The sequence below is a fragment of the Streptomyces sp. R44 genome (genome assembly GCF_041053105.1).
Taxonomy (GTDB): Bacteria; Actinomycetota; Actinomycetes; order Streptomycetales; family Streptomycetaceae; genus Streptomyces.
Genome location: NZ_CP163444.1, coordinates 55,570 through 70,108, shown reverse-complemented (window position 1 = coordinate 70,108; position 14,539 = coordinate 55,570). Strand labels below are relative to the sequence as shown.

At 68.2% G+C, this 14,539-nt stretch carries 12 protein-coding genes; 6 read left to right on the top strand and 6 right to left on the bottom strand.

Features of this window, described 5'->3' with window-relative positions; translation table 11 throughout:
• Positions 1-8 precede the first annotated feature (8 nt).
• Positions 9-1,010 carry a MerR family transcriptional regulator gene (locus tag AB5J54_RS00355; protein WP_369141835.1) on the bottom strand — a complete coding sequence of 334 codons (1,002 nt, stop codon included), beginning with the start codon at positions 1,008-1,010 and terminating at the stop codon, positions 9-11.
• Between the two features lie 150 nt (positions 1,011-1,160).
• Between AB5J54_RS00355 and AB5J54_RS00350 the strand changes: the two genes are divergently transcribed.
• Entirely contained in the window at positions 1,161-1,592 is a 432-nt protein-coding gene (locus AB5J54_RS00350) for an SRPBCC family protein (RefSeq protein ID WP_369141834.1), read from the top strand.
• Between the two features lie 214 nt (positions 1,593-1,806).
• Here the strand turns inward: AB5J54_RS00350 and AB5J54_RS00345 are convergent, their stop codons facing one another.
• From AB5J54_RS00345 to AB5J54_RS00335, 3 genes are all read right to left on the bottom strand, one after another.
• Positions 1,807-2,463: an SDR family NAD(P)-dependent oxidoreductase gene (locus AB5J54_RS00345; protein ID WP_369141833.1), complete on the bottom strand. Its 657-nt coding sequence runs from the start codon at positions 2,461-2,463 to the stop codon at positions 1,807-1,809.
• Between the two features lie 61 nt (positions 2,464-2,524).
• Positions 2,525-3,022, bottom strand: a complete 498-nt coding sequence (locus AB5J54_RS00340; protein WP_369141832.1) for a DUF427 domain-containing protein — start codon at positions 3,020-3,022, stop codon at positions 2,525-2,527.
• Positions 3,023-3,394: 372 nt separating this feature from the next.
• Positions 3,395-3,928: a MarR family winged helix-turn-helix transcriptional regulator gene (locus AB5J54_RS00335; RefSeq protein ID WP_369141831.1), complete on the bottom strand. Its 534-nt coding sequence runs from the start codon at positions 3,926-3,928 to the stop codon at positions 3,395-3,397.
• A 169-nt stretch (positions 3,929-4,097) separates the two neighbouring features.
• Here AB5J54_RS00335 and AB5J54_RS00330 point away from each other — a divergent pair, with 169 nt between their 5' ends.
• Positions 4,098-6,119 carry an MMPL family transporter gene (locus AB5J54_RS00330; RefSeq protein WP_369141830.1) on the top strand — a complete coding sequence of 674 codons (2,022 nt, stop codon included), beginning with the start codon at positions 4,098-4,100 and terminating at the stop codon, positions 6,117-6,119.
• Positions 6,120-6,477: 358 nt separating this feature from the next.
• On the top strand, positions 6,478-6,708 hold the full coding sequence (locus tag AB5J54_RS00325) for a hypothetical protein (protein WP_369141829.1): 231 nt from the start codon (positions 6,478-6,480) through the stop codon (positions 6,706-6,708).
• 314 nt (positions 6,709-7,022) lie between these two features.
• On the opposite strand, the gene AB5J54_RS00320 is transcribed toward AB5J54_RS00325, so the two are convergent.
• Together AB5J54_RS00320 and AB5J54_RS00315 are read right to left on the bottom strand one after the other, a co-directional pair.
• Positions 7,023-8,243 (bottom strand): FAD-dependent oxidoreductase, encoded by a 1,221-nt coding sequence (locus AB5J54_RS00320; RefSeq protein ID WP_369141828.1) that lies wholly within the window; start codon positions 8,241-8,243, stop codon positions 7,023-7,025.
• 182 nt (positions 8,244-8,425) lie between these two features.
• Positions 8,426-9,073: a PadR family transcriptional regulator gene (locus tag AB5J54_RS00315; protein ID WP_369141827.1), complete on the bottom strand. Its 648-nt coding sequence runs from the start codon at positions 9,071-9,073 to the stop codon at positions 8,426-8,428.
• 440 nt (positions 9,074-9,513) lie between these two features.
• Here AB5J54_RS00315 and AB5J54_RS00310 point away from each other — a divergent pair, with 440 nt between their 5' ends.
• The 3 genes from AB5J54_RS00310 to AB5J54_RS00300 all read left to right on the top strand — a co-directional run bounded on the left by AB5J54_RS00310 (position 9,514) and on the right by AB5J54_RS00300 (position 14,344).
• Positions 9,514-9,747, top strand: a complete 234-nt coding sequence (locus AB5J54_RS00310) for a hypothetical protein (RefSeq protein WP_369141826.1) — start codon at positions 9,514-9,516, stop codon at positions 9,745-9,747.
• 425 nt (positions 9,748-10,172) lie between these two features.
• The gene (locus tag AB5J54_RS00305; RefSeq protein ID WP_369141825.1) at positions 10,173-11,324 is read left to right on the top strand and encodes an exonuclease SbcCD subunit D; all 1,152 of its coding nucleotides are present in this window, start codon (positions 10,173-10,175) and stop codon (positions 11,322-11,324) included.
• Positions 11,324-14,344: an AAA family ATPase gene (locus AB5J54_RS00300; RefSeq protein WP_369141824.1), complete on the top strand. Its 3,021-nt coding sequence runs from the start codon at positions 11,324-11,326 to the stop codon at positions 14,342-14,344. Before AB5J54_RS00305 ends, AB5J54_RS00300 begins: the two co-directional genes overlap by 1 nt.
• The last annotated feature ends 195 nt before the right edge of the window (positions 14,345-14,539 follow it).

Sequence of the window (14,539 nt, the reverse complement as noted above, 5' to 3'; positions counted from 1 at the left end):
CCGACCCCTCATGCCTCAACCGCGTGCACGGCATCCCCGTACACAGTGGAGATCACTTCGAGTGCTTCGCGCAGTCCACCAGGCCGCAGAAGGCCCTCGCCAGGTGGAGGGCCGGCCCACCCAGGGCCTGCCAAGAGAACAAGTGGTGTCGTTCGGGCGCCTCTGAGCCCAAACGAGGTACCGGCCACATGCCGCGCCAGTGCATGACTAGCGGTGGAGCGCGCCTGGGACCACAGCACCACCACAGCCGGACCTGATCTACGCACCGCGGCGTCAAGGGCTTCGGCAGGAACCGCACCGCCGAACATCCTGATCGGAAAACCTCGTTCAGCCAGCCCCGCAGCAAGAGCCTCCAGCGGCAGAGTGTGAGACTCCGCCGGCGCACACGCCAGTACTACAGGAGGCAGCCGTGCAGCCGAGACTTTGGTGACCGCCACCCGCCGCAGGGCAGTAGAAACCTGCCACGACAGCAAGTGCTCCACCTCGACATAACGATCGTCCGACGACTCCCACTTACGCCCCACGGCATGCAGAGTCGGCACCATGACCTCTTCCCACGCCGCCACCAACCCGTAGTCCTGAATGATCCGCTGCAGGAGATCTTCCATCGAAGCGGCGTCGAGTCGAACAGCCGCACGCGCCAGGCCACGGCACTCCTGCCGTACATCTCCCAGAGGCAGCCCGGTGCCAGAGCCCGGCCGACTTCCCCCTCCAGGCGACACGTCTTCCGGCTCCGGCGCCGTCAGAGGCATCTTTTCACCGGGAAACCCGTCAGGTTCCCGTCCCAGCACCACCCGCGCAGCCTCACCCGGAGGCACCCCCGTCGCCGTCAGACGACACATCTCCTCCAGCAGAGCCACGTCTTGAGGCATCCACCTCCGATGCCTCCCGCTGGCGCGGACCGCAGGACCGATTCCGTAACGCTGTTCCCAGGAACGGACCGTCGTCGGAGAAACGCCGAGGTGCCGGGCAACAGCACCAGTAGTGATTCCGTGAGTCGACTCGGACATACATCCACTCTACGACGCACAAACGATGCCCTCCGGAGTCGAGGCGGCCAAACCCACCCGACATGCACAGCAAGGCTTACGCCCGAGGCGCATCCAAGTCACTGAAAGAAAGGAATCACGTGTATACAGCAATAGCGAAGGGACCGTTCAGTGATCAGCGTGCAGCGCACCATCAGCATCAGCCGTCCGATCACGGAGGCCGCGGCCTACCTGGAGGACTTCACCAACACCGAGCACTGGGACCCTGCAACAGTGTCCTGCCGCCGCCTCGACCACGGGCCTATCCGGCCCGGATCCTCCTGGACTTGCGTCTCCCTTTTCCGCGGGCGCACGACAACCCTTGCCTATCAGCTGAGCGTTCGGGACGCTGCGCACCTCGTCTTCGTCGGAGAGAACCGTACCGTCCAGGCAAGCGACGACCTCACCCTCAGAGCGATCTCGGAAACGGAAACAGAACTTGTCTACCGTGCCCAGTTCCGTTTCAAAGGACTCACACGCCTGGCAGCCCCCTTCCTGCGCAGGGACCTGGAGCGTCTCGCGGACGATGTGGAGCACACCCTCCCAAGACTTCTCGAGACCTGAGTCACCTCGTCGGCCTCAGCAGGTATGTAGGTCCGATGCCGGGTGGGACCGTTTGCCCGCGGGGCTACGACTCCGAGACCAGCCGCCGCGAACTGCCCGAACGCCCGATCCTTTTCGGTTATCTCCCGTAGGGTGCCTCGGACATCGAGGCACTGGGCAAGCTCCGCCATGTCGTCGAGCAGCCCTTCGGCCTCCTTCACCAGTTCAGATGGTCCTATGCGGCGCCGGCAAGGATCGGTTGGACCACGAGCTCCTCCACCGCTGCGTACGCATCGAGCCCCGTAGGTAGCCTCGGGGCTTTGCCGATCACAGCGCGGTCAGCGAATCCTGTGTCGAGGTGAGGCATGCGTACGTCCACGACCGCTATGCCGCGCGTCCTCTGTTCCCGTCGCACCACCCCCAGCCATGCTGCCAACGCGGCTTTGGACGCTGTGTAATCGGCCATGCCTCGCATCGGCTTCTCAACTATGGCGCCCGTTACCACTGCGATGGTGCTTCCTGCGGCCATGACTCCCAAGGCTCCTCGCGCCACCGCCATGGGAGCGAGCGCGTTGACCGCCAGAAGGTGCTCTGCCGCCGCATTCGTGACCTCCTCCGCCCTACCGAATCCGGCGACACCTATGGCGATGATCAGGGCGTCCAAGCCGCCGAGGGCTTGAGCCGCCCGCGGTGCCAACGCCGCGCAGCCTTCCAGGTCATAGGCGTCGAAGGGGAGACAAGGGCACCCGCCCAGCGGGATTGAGCGCTCTGTGAGGCGTGACGCGTCGCGGCCTGCCAGGGCCACAGAGGCGCCGCGGTGGGCAAGTATTTCTGATGCCAGGCCTCCCACCGCGCCGGTTGCCCCCACGACAAGCACTTTTCCCCCAGCCATTGAGTCCTCCTTCGCGCAGAGTCGAGCCATCCAGACGGGGCCACAGGCGAGGAGCCGGTACTCAGTGGGTTGTATTCATGGTGTCACCCTTGAAGGGCCCTTCGATTTCGGAGGTGATCCACCCGCCGTAGAAGCTCCCCGGCTGTGGCCGTACAAGTTCACCCCCGACAGTGCACTCATTGACGCGTCCTGGGTAGAACGCGATGTGCCCGGTCAGTTCCGCATAGCCGGGGGACGGATCCTCGTAGCTCCAGGCCACGTTCGGTACCAGCAGATTGCTTCCGGTCAAGTTCCAGTAGGTGGCCACCCCCTTCCACTCACAGAAGGTTGCGTGAGGGGAGAGAGACAGCAAGTCGATCCGCACGTCCGTGGGAGGGATGTAGAACGTAGGCGGGTGATGCGTCTCGAGAACCCTGAGGGAGCGGCGTGAATCGACGATGACCACGCCTCCATGTATCACCGTGACGCGACGCCCGTCCGGAACGACCCGAGGAGGGCGCGGATAGCCCTCGGCCCGCTCTTTCGGCCGTCCGCCTCCGGCGTCAGCTGTACCACTCATAGCAACAACCTCCTCCCGCTGTTCTTCCCTCTCCAGAACCGCTTGGGATGCGCCCGCCCCGTTTGATCACTGATGGCATGCCATGCCGGGTCGAGCCGCTGATGGCCACCCGACCCGGTCGGCCATGGGTGATGGGCTGGCCATGGCGCACAGTGGAGGCCGAAGCCAGGAATGAAAGGCAAGCGATGCGCAATCGCTGCAATTGGATCCGCTCGGCTTTCGGAGCCATTCTGGGCCGTGAGCGCCCAAGGGAGTGACTGTGGATCCTGCGGCAAGGCTGAGCTGTGACGTCAGAAGCCGACCAGGTCGGCGTTCCGAGAGGCCATCCTGTGGAGGCTGGGACCGGCAGACGGTCGGCCCCCACCCAAAACGTCAGTCCTCCGTGTCGGATGCCAGGTAGGCGCGATACGCCGCGCTCACGTTCTGGAGGTAGCGCAGAGCCCCAGCGCGATCGGCCTCATCCAGTTCCCGCCCCGCTTGGTAGAGAAGGCCCAGAAGGGGGGCGAGTTCGCCCATGACGTGGTGGAAGCCGCTTTCAGTCACGTCCAAGACCTGCCTGCGCCGGTCATGCGGGTTGGGGTGTCGGGCGAGGTGCCCTTCCGAAACCAGGCGGTTGACGGACTGGGTGCCTGCGGCACTGGTGACTCCCAGACGTCTGGACAGTTCCGCCGGCCCGATGGGGTCGTCGACGGCTCGCGCCATGATGACGTGCTCCACCGCTTCCACGTTCGTCAGGGGCATCCTGAGGCGCTCGGCCAGCACCCCTCGAGCCAACTGTGTGAGCGTCAAGACATCCCGAAGCGCCTTCGAGAGTTCATCGCCGACCGGTGCGCTCTGTGTCGGGGCCGGCTGCTCGGCTGTGCGCCGGTCCGGTTCGTCGGCTCCTGGAGATGGATGTTGCGCCATGGGGCTAAGTCTGACACGGTAAAAATAGCTAAGCTGCTTAACTATCTGAGGGTGTCTTCCCGTGTCTCGAACCTCAGTCGACCGTTCCCGGCGACCCGTCTCCACCGTCTCCTCCAAGGGCCCCAAGAGACCTCGAACCACTGCGTGGCTCGTACTCCTCCTCACACTCGTGGGCCTGACCGCCGCTTTCGCGCTCGGTCCCTCCGATGCCACCACCACCGAGGCCACCGGAACCTCGCTGCCCGCAGCCTCGCAGTCGGCCAAAGTGGCCGAGATCGTGAAGGCCTTCCCCACAGGTGCGGTCGCTCCGGCGATCGTCGTCTACAGCAACACTGATGGAAGTCCCCTCACCAGCGCCCAGCAAGCTGCCATCGCCGAGCGCTCCAGGCCGCTTGGATCCCTCGGCCTCGCGCCACAGGCGGCAAGCCCGCAACTCGTCGACAGAAGAGTCACCACCGTGTCGGTACTTCTGCCCACCGACTCGGGTGACAGCCAGAACACCACGAAGATCGACCAGATCCGCCGGACCGCCTCCCAAGACCTTGCCGCCCCTCTCCAAGCCCAGGTCACCGGCGGACCCGCGGTCCGAGCCGACATCACCAAAGTCTTCGAGGGGGCCGACACCAACCTCCTCATCGCCACAGCCTCGGTCGTCGCAGTCCTGCTCCTGATCACCTACAGAAGCCCGATCCTGTGGCTCATCCCGCTCATCGTCGTCGGTGCAGGCGATCGGATGGCCGGCATCATGGTCGGCGTCCTCGCCCCCTATGCAGGCGTAGAGGTCGATGCCTCCACCGCAGGCATCCTCTCCGTCCTCGTCTTCGGTGCAGGCACCGACTACGCCCTCCTGCTCGTCTCCCGCTACCGAGATGAACTCCATCTCAGCGGAAATCGATTCACCGCCATGGCGCGCGCCTGGCGCGGCACCGCACCAGCTGTACTGGCCAGCGGCACCACGGTGGTCCTCAGCCTGCTCACACTCCTCGCAGCGGAACTCACCGGCAACCGCGGCCTCGGCTTCGCCGGAGCGGTCGGCATCGCCACCGCGATGCTGTTCGGTCTCGTGGTTCTGCCCGCAGCGCTCGTACTCCCTGGCAGATGGCTGTTCTGGCCCCTCGTTCCCAAGGCCGGAGAGCCTGTAGCCGCCGACCGCCGCGGCCTGTGGGCCCGCATCGGACAGTCCGTGGCCAAGCGCCCTGCCAAGGTCGCCATTACGGCAACCGCAATCCTGCTCCTCCTGGCCTCTGGAGCACTCGGTCTGCACACCGGTCTTCCACAAGAAGACTCCTTCCGCACGACTCCGGAGGCAGTGCTCGGCCAGAAGACCCTGGCATCCGTTCAGCCCGCCGGCTCCGCCGACCCGCTCACCCTCGTCTCCGCATCCGCAACCGCCGACGACGTCGTCGCGGCAGCACGAATGGTGCCTGGTGTAGCCGGCGTCAACCCGAGGCCCGCCACCGGCCGGTACGCACAAGCCGACGTCGTGCTCGAAGCCGCACCCGGGACGAACGCGTCGGACAAGACCATTGAGCGGCTGCGCGAAACAGTCGCATCCGTACCTTCTGCACACGCACTCGTCGGCGGAGCGACAGCAGAGGAATACGACACTGCCCAGGCGAACGCTCATGACACCCGCACTGTCGTCCCCCTCGTCCTCCTCATCGTCTTCGTGGTCCTGGTCGCGCTGCTTCGAGCGATCGTTGCGCCACTGCTCCTCGTCGCCACCGTGATCGCCTCCTACTTCGCAGCGCTGGGAGCCAGTTGGGTGCTGTTCCGAACGGTCTACGACTTCCCTGCGCTCGCCACCAACGTTCCCCTGCTTTCCTTTCTCTTCCTGGTAGCGCTCGGCGTCGACTACAACATCTTCCTCATCGCGCGTACCCGCGAAGACACCATTGCCGGCCACGACACCCGGCGAGCAGTGCTGCGCGCGCTCGCTTCCACCGGCGGCGTCATCACCAGCGCCGGCATCCTGCTCGCAGCTGTCTTCGCCGTACTCGGAGTCCTCCCACTGATCACACTCACCCAGATCGGCGTCATCGTCGGCATTGGTGTTCTCCTCGACACCCTCCTCGTACGCACCGTTCTTGTCCCCGCCCTTGTGATCATCACGGGGCCGCGCTTCTGGTGGCCGGGCCACCCCGAGGCAAGCGACAGCAGTCGACAGAAGGAGTCCGCCGTGGCTCCGTAGTGGCAGACCAGAGCTTGCAGGAGCCTCCTGTGGTGCAACAAGCCGGGCCGCGCCGATGGCCGCCTCGCAAGTGCCGGCAGTGGGTCGTCAGCGGGCGTTGGCCCAATCATGCGCCCGCCTGTGTCCCCTTCCAGGGCGGCCCGCATCCGGATCACAGCCACTGACGGATTACCGCGACCTGGACGGCTGCCAACTGCGCGTCCGACGCAACCCATTCAGCGGGGGGTCGGGGTGGTCGCGGCATTGCCGAAGCCATACGCGCCCATTGCGATCGGCTGCGAACGAGGTCGCCGTTGCTTTGGGCCCGTGGCGCGTACCATCGCAGCGGGCGTACACCTTCAGTAAGGAGTGCCACTGCATGACCATCGCGGTACCGGCCTGTTCCGAGCAGATCACGACGACCAACAAGCCGCCGGCCCCCTGCACGTCCGAGGCCGTGTTCCTCGTCGGCGGTCCTGACAGCGCAGTCCGCACCCCGTGCGGCGTCCACATTGGCGTCGCGATGCCGGACAGCAGCCTGCTGTACACGGTGACCCGGATCGACGAAGCAACGATGCAGCGGCTGATGGGGCTGCTCGCTGCCCGCTGACGCATCGATAGAGTTTCCCGCTTGCGCAGGGATGGCCCCGTCAGCTGTACGACGACCACCACCAGGGTCTGCTTGCCGTCCGCGTGGGGATGGTTCCGGCCGCGGCGGTGTGATGTGCAACGGCAGGGACTGTTCCCCGCGCTTCTTTCGCCTTGGGGGTGGTCTGTCTGTGCTGCCGGGTCCCGGTGGTGGGCGCCATGGTGTTGCGGGTTGCGGGTTGCGGTCCTGGTTCGGCTTGTCTGGGCTGTGGGTCGTGGGTGGTGGGTGGTGGGCGTGCGGGTGGGGTGGTTGGGCCTCCCGCACGCCCGGCGGGTTCAGCGGCTGGCGGCGGTCGGGGCGACTGGCTGATCCCAGTCGATGTGGTGGCGCCAGGTGGGGCCGAAGTTGCGTTCGGGGTTCATGGCGACCTTCACGAGTACCCGCATCATGACTGGCATGACGGCGGCTGCGACGGGTCCGGGGGCTTTGACCCGGTTGACTTTCCTGGCTTGCGCGGCGATGTGTTCGACGCGGGGGCGGCGGGCCTGCTCGTAGGCGGGCAGTGCCTGTTCGAGGGGCAGGTCGCGAAGGGCCCGGGCCAGCTCGATGGCGCTCTCGGCTGCCAGTGAGGCTCCCTGGCCGGAGCTGTTGGACGGGGCGTGTACGGCGTCGCCGGCCAGCACCATCCGGCCGCTGTGCCAGCGCGGCACGCTCGGCATGATCCACACCGAGCCGTTGACCTGGAGCTGCTCCGGGTCGATCGCGCGGACCAGAGCGCCGCCGGGGTTGTCCTGGCCGTAGGTGTCGCGCAGGACCTGCAACCACTGTGCCGCGGGGATGGTACGGGCCTGGCTCAGGCGAATGGGGGTGTCGTGCGGGAGGTTGAAGCCGATCCGGGTGCGGCCGTCGGCCTCGCGCCAGTAGAGGTAGTAGGCCCGCCGGCCGAACGCGAAGTGTGTGATGCCGGCCGGCCCGGGGACGGGGTGGTCCACCGACGCCTCGAAGCCGAGGACGCCGGTGTACTGCGGGCCGGGTGCGTCGGGGTCGATCAGCGTGCGCACGGTGGAGTGGACGCCGTCGGCGCCGATGAGTAGGTCCGCGCGGGCGGTGCTGCCGTCCGCGAAGTGTGCGGTGACCCCGGTCCGGTCCTGTTCGGCGCCGATCAGGCGCTTGCGGTGTTCGATGCGGATGCCCTGTGCGGTGGCGGCCTGGTGCAGCACCCGGTGCAGGTCGTTGCGGTCGACCTGCAGGGGCGGGGCGACGCCGTCGAGCTGCGGGATGGTGATGTTCTTGCTGCCGAAGGACAGTGCCGTGCCCACGATCGGCAGTCCGATCTGCGTCACCTCCTGCTTCAGACCGAGGAGTTCGAGTGCTCCCTGGCCGTTGGGGGCCAGTGTCAGGGTGCCGCCGACGCCCTCGGTGGGGCTGGGGTAGGCCTCGTACACGGTCGCCTCGATGCCGGCCTTGCGCAGCGCCATCGCCGTCACAGGCCCGGCGATCCCGCCGCCGATGACCAGCGCGGTTCGTGCCTTGCTCGCCTTGTTCATGTCTGTCATCTCTCCCCACGGAAGATGCCTCCGGGGCGCGCCTGCGCACCGGGGCGTGGTGTACCGCCCGGGTGGAGAGTCCGGCTATCGTTGCCGTTGCCATCTCGTGGCCGGATTCTCCTGTCCAGGTGACCGGTTCGGGATTCGAGGGCCCGGTGTCGGTGCGGGAACACCGCGCCGGGCCCCTTTGATCAGTTCGCCGGGGGCGCCCCCCGGTCCTTCGGCCCCGGTGTCGCGGCCGGGGCCTGACCGGTCGTCTCCCAGGCCCGCCACTCGGCCAGGCCCGGGAACGATCCGGACGTCAACTCCTCGAGCAGCGCGCGGACCCACGCCTGCTCCGCCTCGCGCATGGCGATCTCGTACTCGTCCTCGACCAGGAACAGCCGCGGCACGAAAGCGGCGTGCTCGGCCGCGGCTGCGCGCAGCGCCTCGGTGCCCTGCTCCAGAGCCGCGAGGCGCTCCCGCAGCAGGGCTGCGGCCTGGTCGGGGCCCACGACCGCGAACACCGACAGGCCCGCCTTGAACCGGCGTGGCTCCGCCTGCGGGGTGGAGATCAGCTCCCGCACCCAGTCCAGCAGCTCCTCGCGGCCCGCGTCGGTGATCCGGTAGACCGTCCGCTCGGGCAGGGCGCCCTCCCGGCCGGACTCCGCGACCTCGATGAAGCCGTGTCGGGCGAGGTTCCCCACCACGGTGTAGAGAGAGCCGATCTTGATCTCCATGTCGGCCTCCTTCCCACGGGCCCGCAGCACCGAGGCCACCTCGTAGGGGTGCATCGGCCGCTCCATCAGTGAGGAGAGCACCGCCAGCCCGAGCAGATTGGAAACCTTGCGCCTCTTCACTACAGCTCCATAGTCGTATCCGAGTACTCGTCTACGAGTATAGGGATCGACGGGACCCGCGTCACCCCCCCGGCCCGCGGTGTTCTCCCACAGGGGCGCTCCCGGCCCGACCCGGCGCTGCCGGCCGTCGGCGGCCTGGTTGCCGACGCTCCGGCTGTGATGCTCGGCGACTTCGAGCTGGCGCATGGGTGATCTTTAGGAGGTCGGACTGCTTTGGTCCCTGCTCGCAGTCCCGCCCGCTTTCCGTGCGGCCAGGAATCAGGCGGCTCGCCGGGCCGTGGCCACGGACACGTTCCCCGACGGCGATGTCCCCCCGGTCAGCTACCTGCTGAGCCGGGTCGTCACGGTGGCCGCCGGGCGGGTCGAGGCCGGCGCCGCGGCTGCCTGGCGGGATGTGGAGCGCATCGGGGAGGTGGCGGGGAAGGCTCGCTGCCAGTGGCGTGCTGGAAGACGCCACGACCAAGCCCACCCGCCGGATCAAGGCTGCCGACTTCCTCACCGGCCTGACCGGCGGCTACCCGCCTCAGACGCGGACGCTCACCCTGCTGCTCGACCACCCGGCGCTCACCGTGCCCGGCCCCCGCACAGGTTCCCGCCCGGTCGGCGACACTCTCCCGCTGTCCTGGACCGAGCCCGGAAAGTCCCGGCTGGCTTGCGACGTCTGGCACTCCTGATCGCCACGCCAGGACGCCCGCGGGCCATGCGCCGCGGGCAGGCGGGCGGGATTTTCCGGCCCCTGTGACGGCGGGCCGCCCACGCCCGCCGTGCGCGTGCACGGCATCGGGACCCCGTAGCCCCTGGCCTGCGGTAGACGGCGGGACTTTCCGGACCGGCCGCCGGTGGCGGGCCGGCCGCCGGGCACCGCCCTCGCGCGGGCGTAGAGATCCATGCCGGTATCGAGGGGACCCGGGCGTGGGCGCCTGGTTGTGGCCGTGCCGGGCCCTGCGAACCTCCCTTCTTCTTGTGCCCTTCCCTTCTCTTGCCTGCCCGGTGACACCTCGGCGTCGGTGAGTCGCTGTCGGGAGGGAGATCCTTCGAAAGGATCATTCGTCATGAAATCCGCCCACAGTGTTGGCCTTTGTGGTTACGGTGTGTGCGCATGAGGATTCTGCATACCTCCGACTGGCATCTGGGCCGTCAGCTTCACCGTGTGCCGCTCATCGACGAGCAGCACCATTTCCTCCGGTTCCTCCTGGACACCGTCCGGGAGTATCGCGTCGATGTCGTGGCGGTGGCGGGTGATGTGTTCGACCGGGCCATCCCGCCGCTGGATGCGATCGGCCTGTTCGACCAGGTCCTGGAAGAACTCGCCGGCATGCGGGTGCCGCTGGTGATGATCAGCGGCAACCATGACTCGCCGCGCCGGCTGGGGGTCAACGCCCGCCTGATCGAACGCGCTGGAATCCACCTCCGCACCGCGGTGGATGACTGCGCCCGCCCGGCGGTGCTGCACGACGAGCACGGGCCGGTGGCGTTCTACGGACTTCCCTACCTCGAACCCGGCCTGGTCCAGGCCCATTTCGACGCGGACAAGCCCACCCATCAGGCCGTCCTCGACGCGGCGATGGACCAGGTACGGGCCGACCTCGCCACCCGTCGCGACACACGGTCCGTCGTCCTTGCCCATGCCTTCGTCACCGGCGCTGAACCCAGTGAGAGCGAACGCGACATCACCGCCGGCGGCGTCCCTTCCGTCAGCGCCTCGGTGTTCGACGGCGTCGACTACGTCGCGCTGGGACACCTGCACCGCTGCCAGAAGATCACCGATCGTGTCCGATACAGCGGATCGCCTCTGGCCTACTCCTTCTCCGAAGCAGATCACCCCAAGGCGATGTGGCTCATCGACCTGGACAGTGAGGCCCGCCTGAGCGCACAGCAGGTCCGGTGCCCCGTGCCCCGGCGCCTTGCCCGGCTCACCGGAACCGTGGACGCCCTGCTCACCGATCCCCGGCACACCGAGCACGAAAGCTCCTGGCTTCACATCACCCTCACCGATCCCGACCGCCCGCACATGGCCATGGAACGCCTCAAGGAACGCTTCCCCCACACTCTCAAGCTCAGCTTCACCGCCGGCCACCACACGAGCGACGAGTCCTACGGCACCCGTGTCAACGGCCGCAGCGACCACGACATCGCCCTCGGCTTCGTCGAGCACGTGACCAACGTTCCCGCAACCGCCGCAGAGCAGGATCTGCTGCGCGAAGGACTGGAAAGCGTCCGTATCCAGGCCGCGGCACGAGAGGCCCACTGATGCACCTGCACCACCTGACCGTCCAGGCCTTCGGCCCCTTCGCCCGCACCGAAACGGTCGACTTCGACACCCTGGCCGGCAATGGCCTGTTCCTCCTGCGCGGCGACACCGGAGCCGGCAAGACCAGCGTCCTGGACGCCGTCTGCTTCGCCCTCTACGGCACCGTGCCCGGAATCCGCCCCACCCACCGCCTGCGCAGCGACCACGCCCCCACAGCCACCCGCACCGCCGTCACCCTCGACTTCAGCGCAGCCGGCCGCCGCCTGAGGATCACCCGAACTCCCAAGCAGGAGCGCCCCAGCACCCGCGCCAAGAGCGGCTTCGTCACCGACGAGGCCACCGTCCAGCTCCACCGGCACACCACAACCACCGACGGCCACGACCAGTGGGACCCTGTCAGCGCCAACGTCCAGGACGCGGCCCGGGAGATCGAAGCCGCCCTGGGTCTGAACAAGGAACAGTTCTGCCAGGTCGTCCTCCTGCCCCAGGGCGACTTCGCCAAGTTCCTCCGCTCCGACGCCAAGGACCGGGCCGGCCTGCTGCGCCGCCTTTTCGGTACCGGCCGCTTCCAGGAACTGCAGACCTGGCTGACCACCCGCAGCAAAGACACGCGCAAGAAACTCGACGAGGCCCTCACCGAGATCCGGCAGCTGGCCGAACGGACCGACCAGGAGACACGCACCCTCCACGCGCAGGACGGCGAGACTCCCACCCGCCCCGACGCCGACGATCCCGCCGCGATCCTCACCTGGACCCAGCAGCTCCTCACCCTCTCCCAGAAAGCATCGGCCGCGGCAAAGGCCGACGCCGTCCGCAGCGACGACGAACACGACGAGGCCAAGCGCAACCACGACAAGGCGACCGACCTGGCCGAACGGCAGACCAGGCACCGCGATGCCCACGCCCGCCGTACCGAACTCGACGAACACGCCGCCGGTCATACCCGGCTGCGCGAAGAACTCGACCGCGGCCGAAGCGCCCAGACGGTGCGGCCCCTGCTCGACGCCCTGGACCGCACCGCTGCAGCACTGCAGGAAGCCCGCGCCGGCGAACTGCAGGCCCGGGCCCTGCTCGCCCTGGAACACCAGCAGGAAGACCTGCACCACCTGGGCGCGCATCTCGAGCGCAGGCACGCCGAACGAGGCCGGATCGAAGGTCTGATTCCCGACGAACGGCTCCACACCCACCTCGGCATCCAGCTCGACGGCCTCGCCGCCGAGGAACAGCAGGCACACGCGGACCTCGACGAGGCCGGAGAGTGGCTCGCCGCATGGCCCGCGGCAGAGGACCGGCACGCCGGCGCCGTCGGCGACATGAACAGGGCGGCGGACAGCATCGCCCACCTCGAGCGCACCGTGAGCGACGCCACCGCCCGCTACGGGGCCGCACTCCAGCGCGACAGCCTGGCCACACGCCTTGCAGCCGCCTCGGAAGAAAAGACTCTCCGCGCCGCACAAGCACTGAAGGCGAAGCAGGAATGGCTCGACCTGCGGGAGAGCCGCCTGGAGGGCATGGCCGGAGAGCTCGCCGCCCGACTCAGCCCCGGAATGCCCTGCACCGTCTGCGGCTCTCCCGAACACCCGGCCCCCGCCCGCCCCCGGGACGACCAGCCCACACGAGAGGACGAGAACAAGGCCCACACCCTGCACGAGCAGGCCGAACAAGCCCGCACGACAGCGGACCGCGAGCATGCGGAGCTGGCCGAAGAACACGCCATGGCCCTCGGCTCCGCCGGCACCACCCCCGCAGCCGAACTCGCCACCACCCTGGAACAAGCCCGCACCGCTTATCAGGAAGCCTGCGACACCGCCGCCGGCCTGCCCGCCGCACGAGACGAACTCGCCCGCCTGCGCACCGAACACGACACCCGCACCCGACTGCACCAGGAAGCAAGGGATCTGCTGACCGAGTGCCAGACCCGCAGCCGGACACTGGCCCAGCAGCAGGCAGACCTCGCCCGCACCCTCGACGACGCCCGCGCCGGCCACCTGAGCCTCCGAGAACGCCTGGCCGATCTCACCAGTACGGCCGAGCGCCTCGACCGCGCGATCGCCGCCGCACAGGCCACCCAAGACGCAGAAGCCCGCCACCACGAGGCACTCACCGCGGCTGACAAGGCCGCCCACGACGCCGGCTTCACCAGCCGCGACGACGCAGCCGGAGCACTGCGAACCCCCACACTCCTCCAGCAGTGGGCCGAGGACCTCGAACAGTGGGGCAGGGCGGACGCCATCGTCACCAGCATCCTCACCGACCCCGGCCTGGTGGAGGCAAGCCTGCAGCCCGCCGCCGACCCCACGGCTGCGGCCCGCGCCCTCCAGCAGGCCGAAGCACGTCTCAAGGACACCGCAGGCGCCTTGCGCCGCGCCGAGGAGCGCGTCACGGCGCTGACCGAGCTGGCCGCCGGTATCGAGACCCGCCTCGCCGGCATCGAACCCCTCCAGCAGAGTCACCGCATCACCGACCGCCTGGCCTCCATCGCCTCGGCCAACTCCACAGCCAACACCCTCAGCATGGAACTCGAGGCCTACGTCCTGGCCGCACGCCTGGAGGAGATCGCCGCCGCGGCCAACACCCGCCTGCAGAACATGACCTCGGAGCGCTACCTCCTCGTCCACAGCGACGAAAAGGAGGCCGGCCGCCGCGGCCGTCTGAAGGCCGGCCTCGGCCTGCGGGTCCTCGACACCTGGACCGGCACCGAACGTGAGACCTCCACCCTCTCCGGAGGCGAAACCTTCACCGCTTCCCTCGCGCTCGCTCTCGGCCTGGCCGATGTCGTCACACAGGAAGCCGGCGGACGTCGGCTGGGAACCCTCTTCATCGACGAAGGGTTCGGCACCCTCGACGAACAGAACCTCCAGGACGTGATGGACGTCCTCGACCAGCTCCGGGCAGGCAACCGCACCGTCGGGATCGTCAGCCACGTCCCCGAACTCAGCCGCCGCATCCCCAGCCAGCTCAACGTCAGGAAGCACCGCGACGGCTCCACCCTGCGCCCCCTGACGGGCACCGACGTGTAGCAGCCGAGGGTGTACCGAACGCCTGCCGGCACAGCCGCGCGGTACACCCTCTCCGGAACTACCCGCCCTGCGGTGCCACGGAGTCCCGGACGCCGTCGTGCCGGCGTGGACCACGGCCCGGGCTGTGCCCCGGCCGCGATGTGCTGGTGAGGTGTCGGCGGGTGGCGCAACACGGCCACCAATGAAACAACAGAA

Bases quoted from the DNA above. Each gene is read 5' to 3' on its own strand.
- AB5J54_RS00305 (WP_369141825.1), top strand. From the start codon at position 10,173: ATGAGGATTCTGCATACCTCCGACTGGCATCTGGGCCGTCAGCTTCAC.
- AB5J54_RS00355 (WP_369141835.1), bottom strand. From the start codon at position 1,010: ATGTCCGAGTCGACTCACGGAATCACTACTGGTGCTGTTGCCCGGCAC.
- AB5J54_RS00325 (WP_369141829.1), top strand. From the start codon at position 6,478: ATGACCATCGCGGTACCGGCCTGTTCCGAGCAGATCACGACGACCAAC.
- AB5J54_RS00320 (WP_369141828.1), bottom strand. From the start codon at position 8,243: ATGACAGACATGAACAAGGCGAGCAAGGCACGAACCGCGCTGGTCATC.
- AB5J54_RS00335 (WP_369141831.1), bottom strand. From the start codon at position 3,928: ATGGCGCAACATCCATCTCCAGGAGCCGACGAACCGGACCGGCGCACA.
- AB5J54_RS00300 (WP_369141824.1), top strand. From the start codon at position 11,324: ATGCACCTGCACCACCTGACCGTCCAGGCCTTCGGCCCCTTCGCCCGC.
- AB5J54_RS00345 (WP_369141833.1), bottom strand. From the start codon at position 2,463: ATGGCTGGGGGAAAAGTGCTTGTCGTGGGGGCAACCGGCGCGGTGGGA.
- AB5J54_RS00340 (WP_369141832.1), bottom strand. From the start codon at position 3,022: ATGAGTGGTACAGCTGACGCCGGAGGCGGACGGCCGAAAGAGCGGGCC.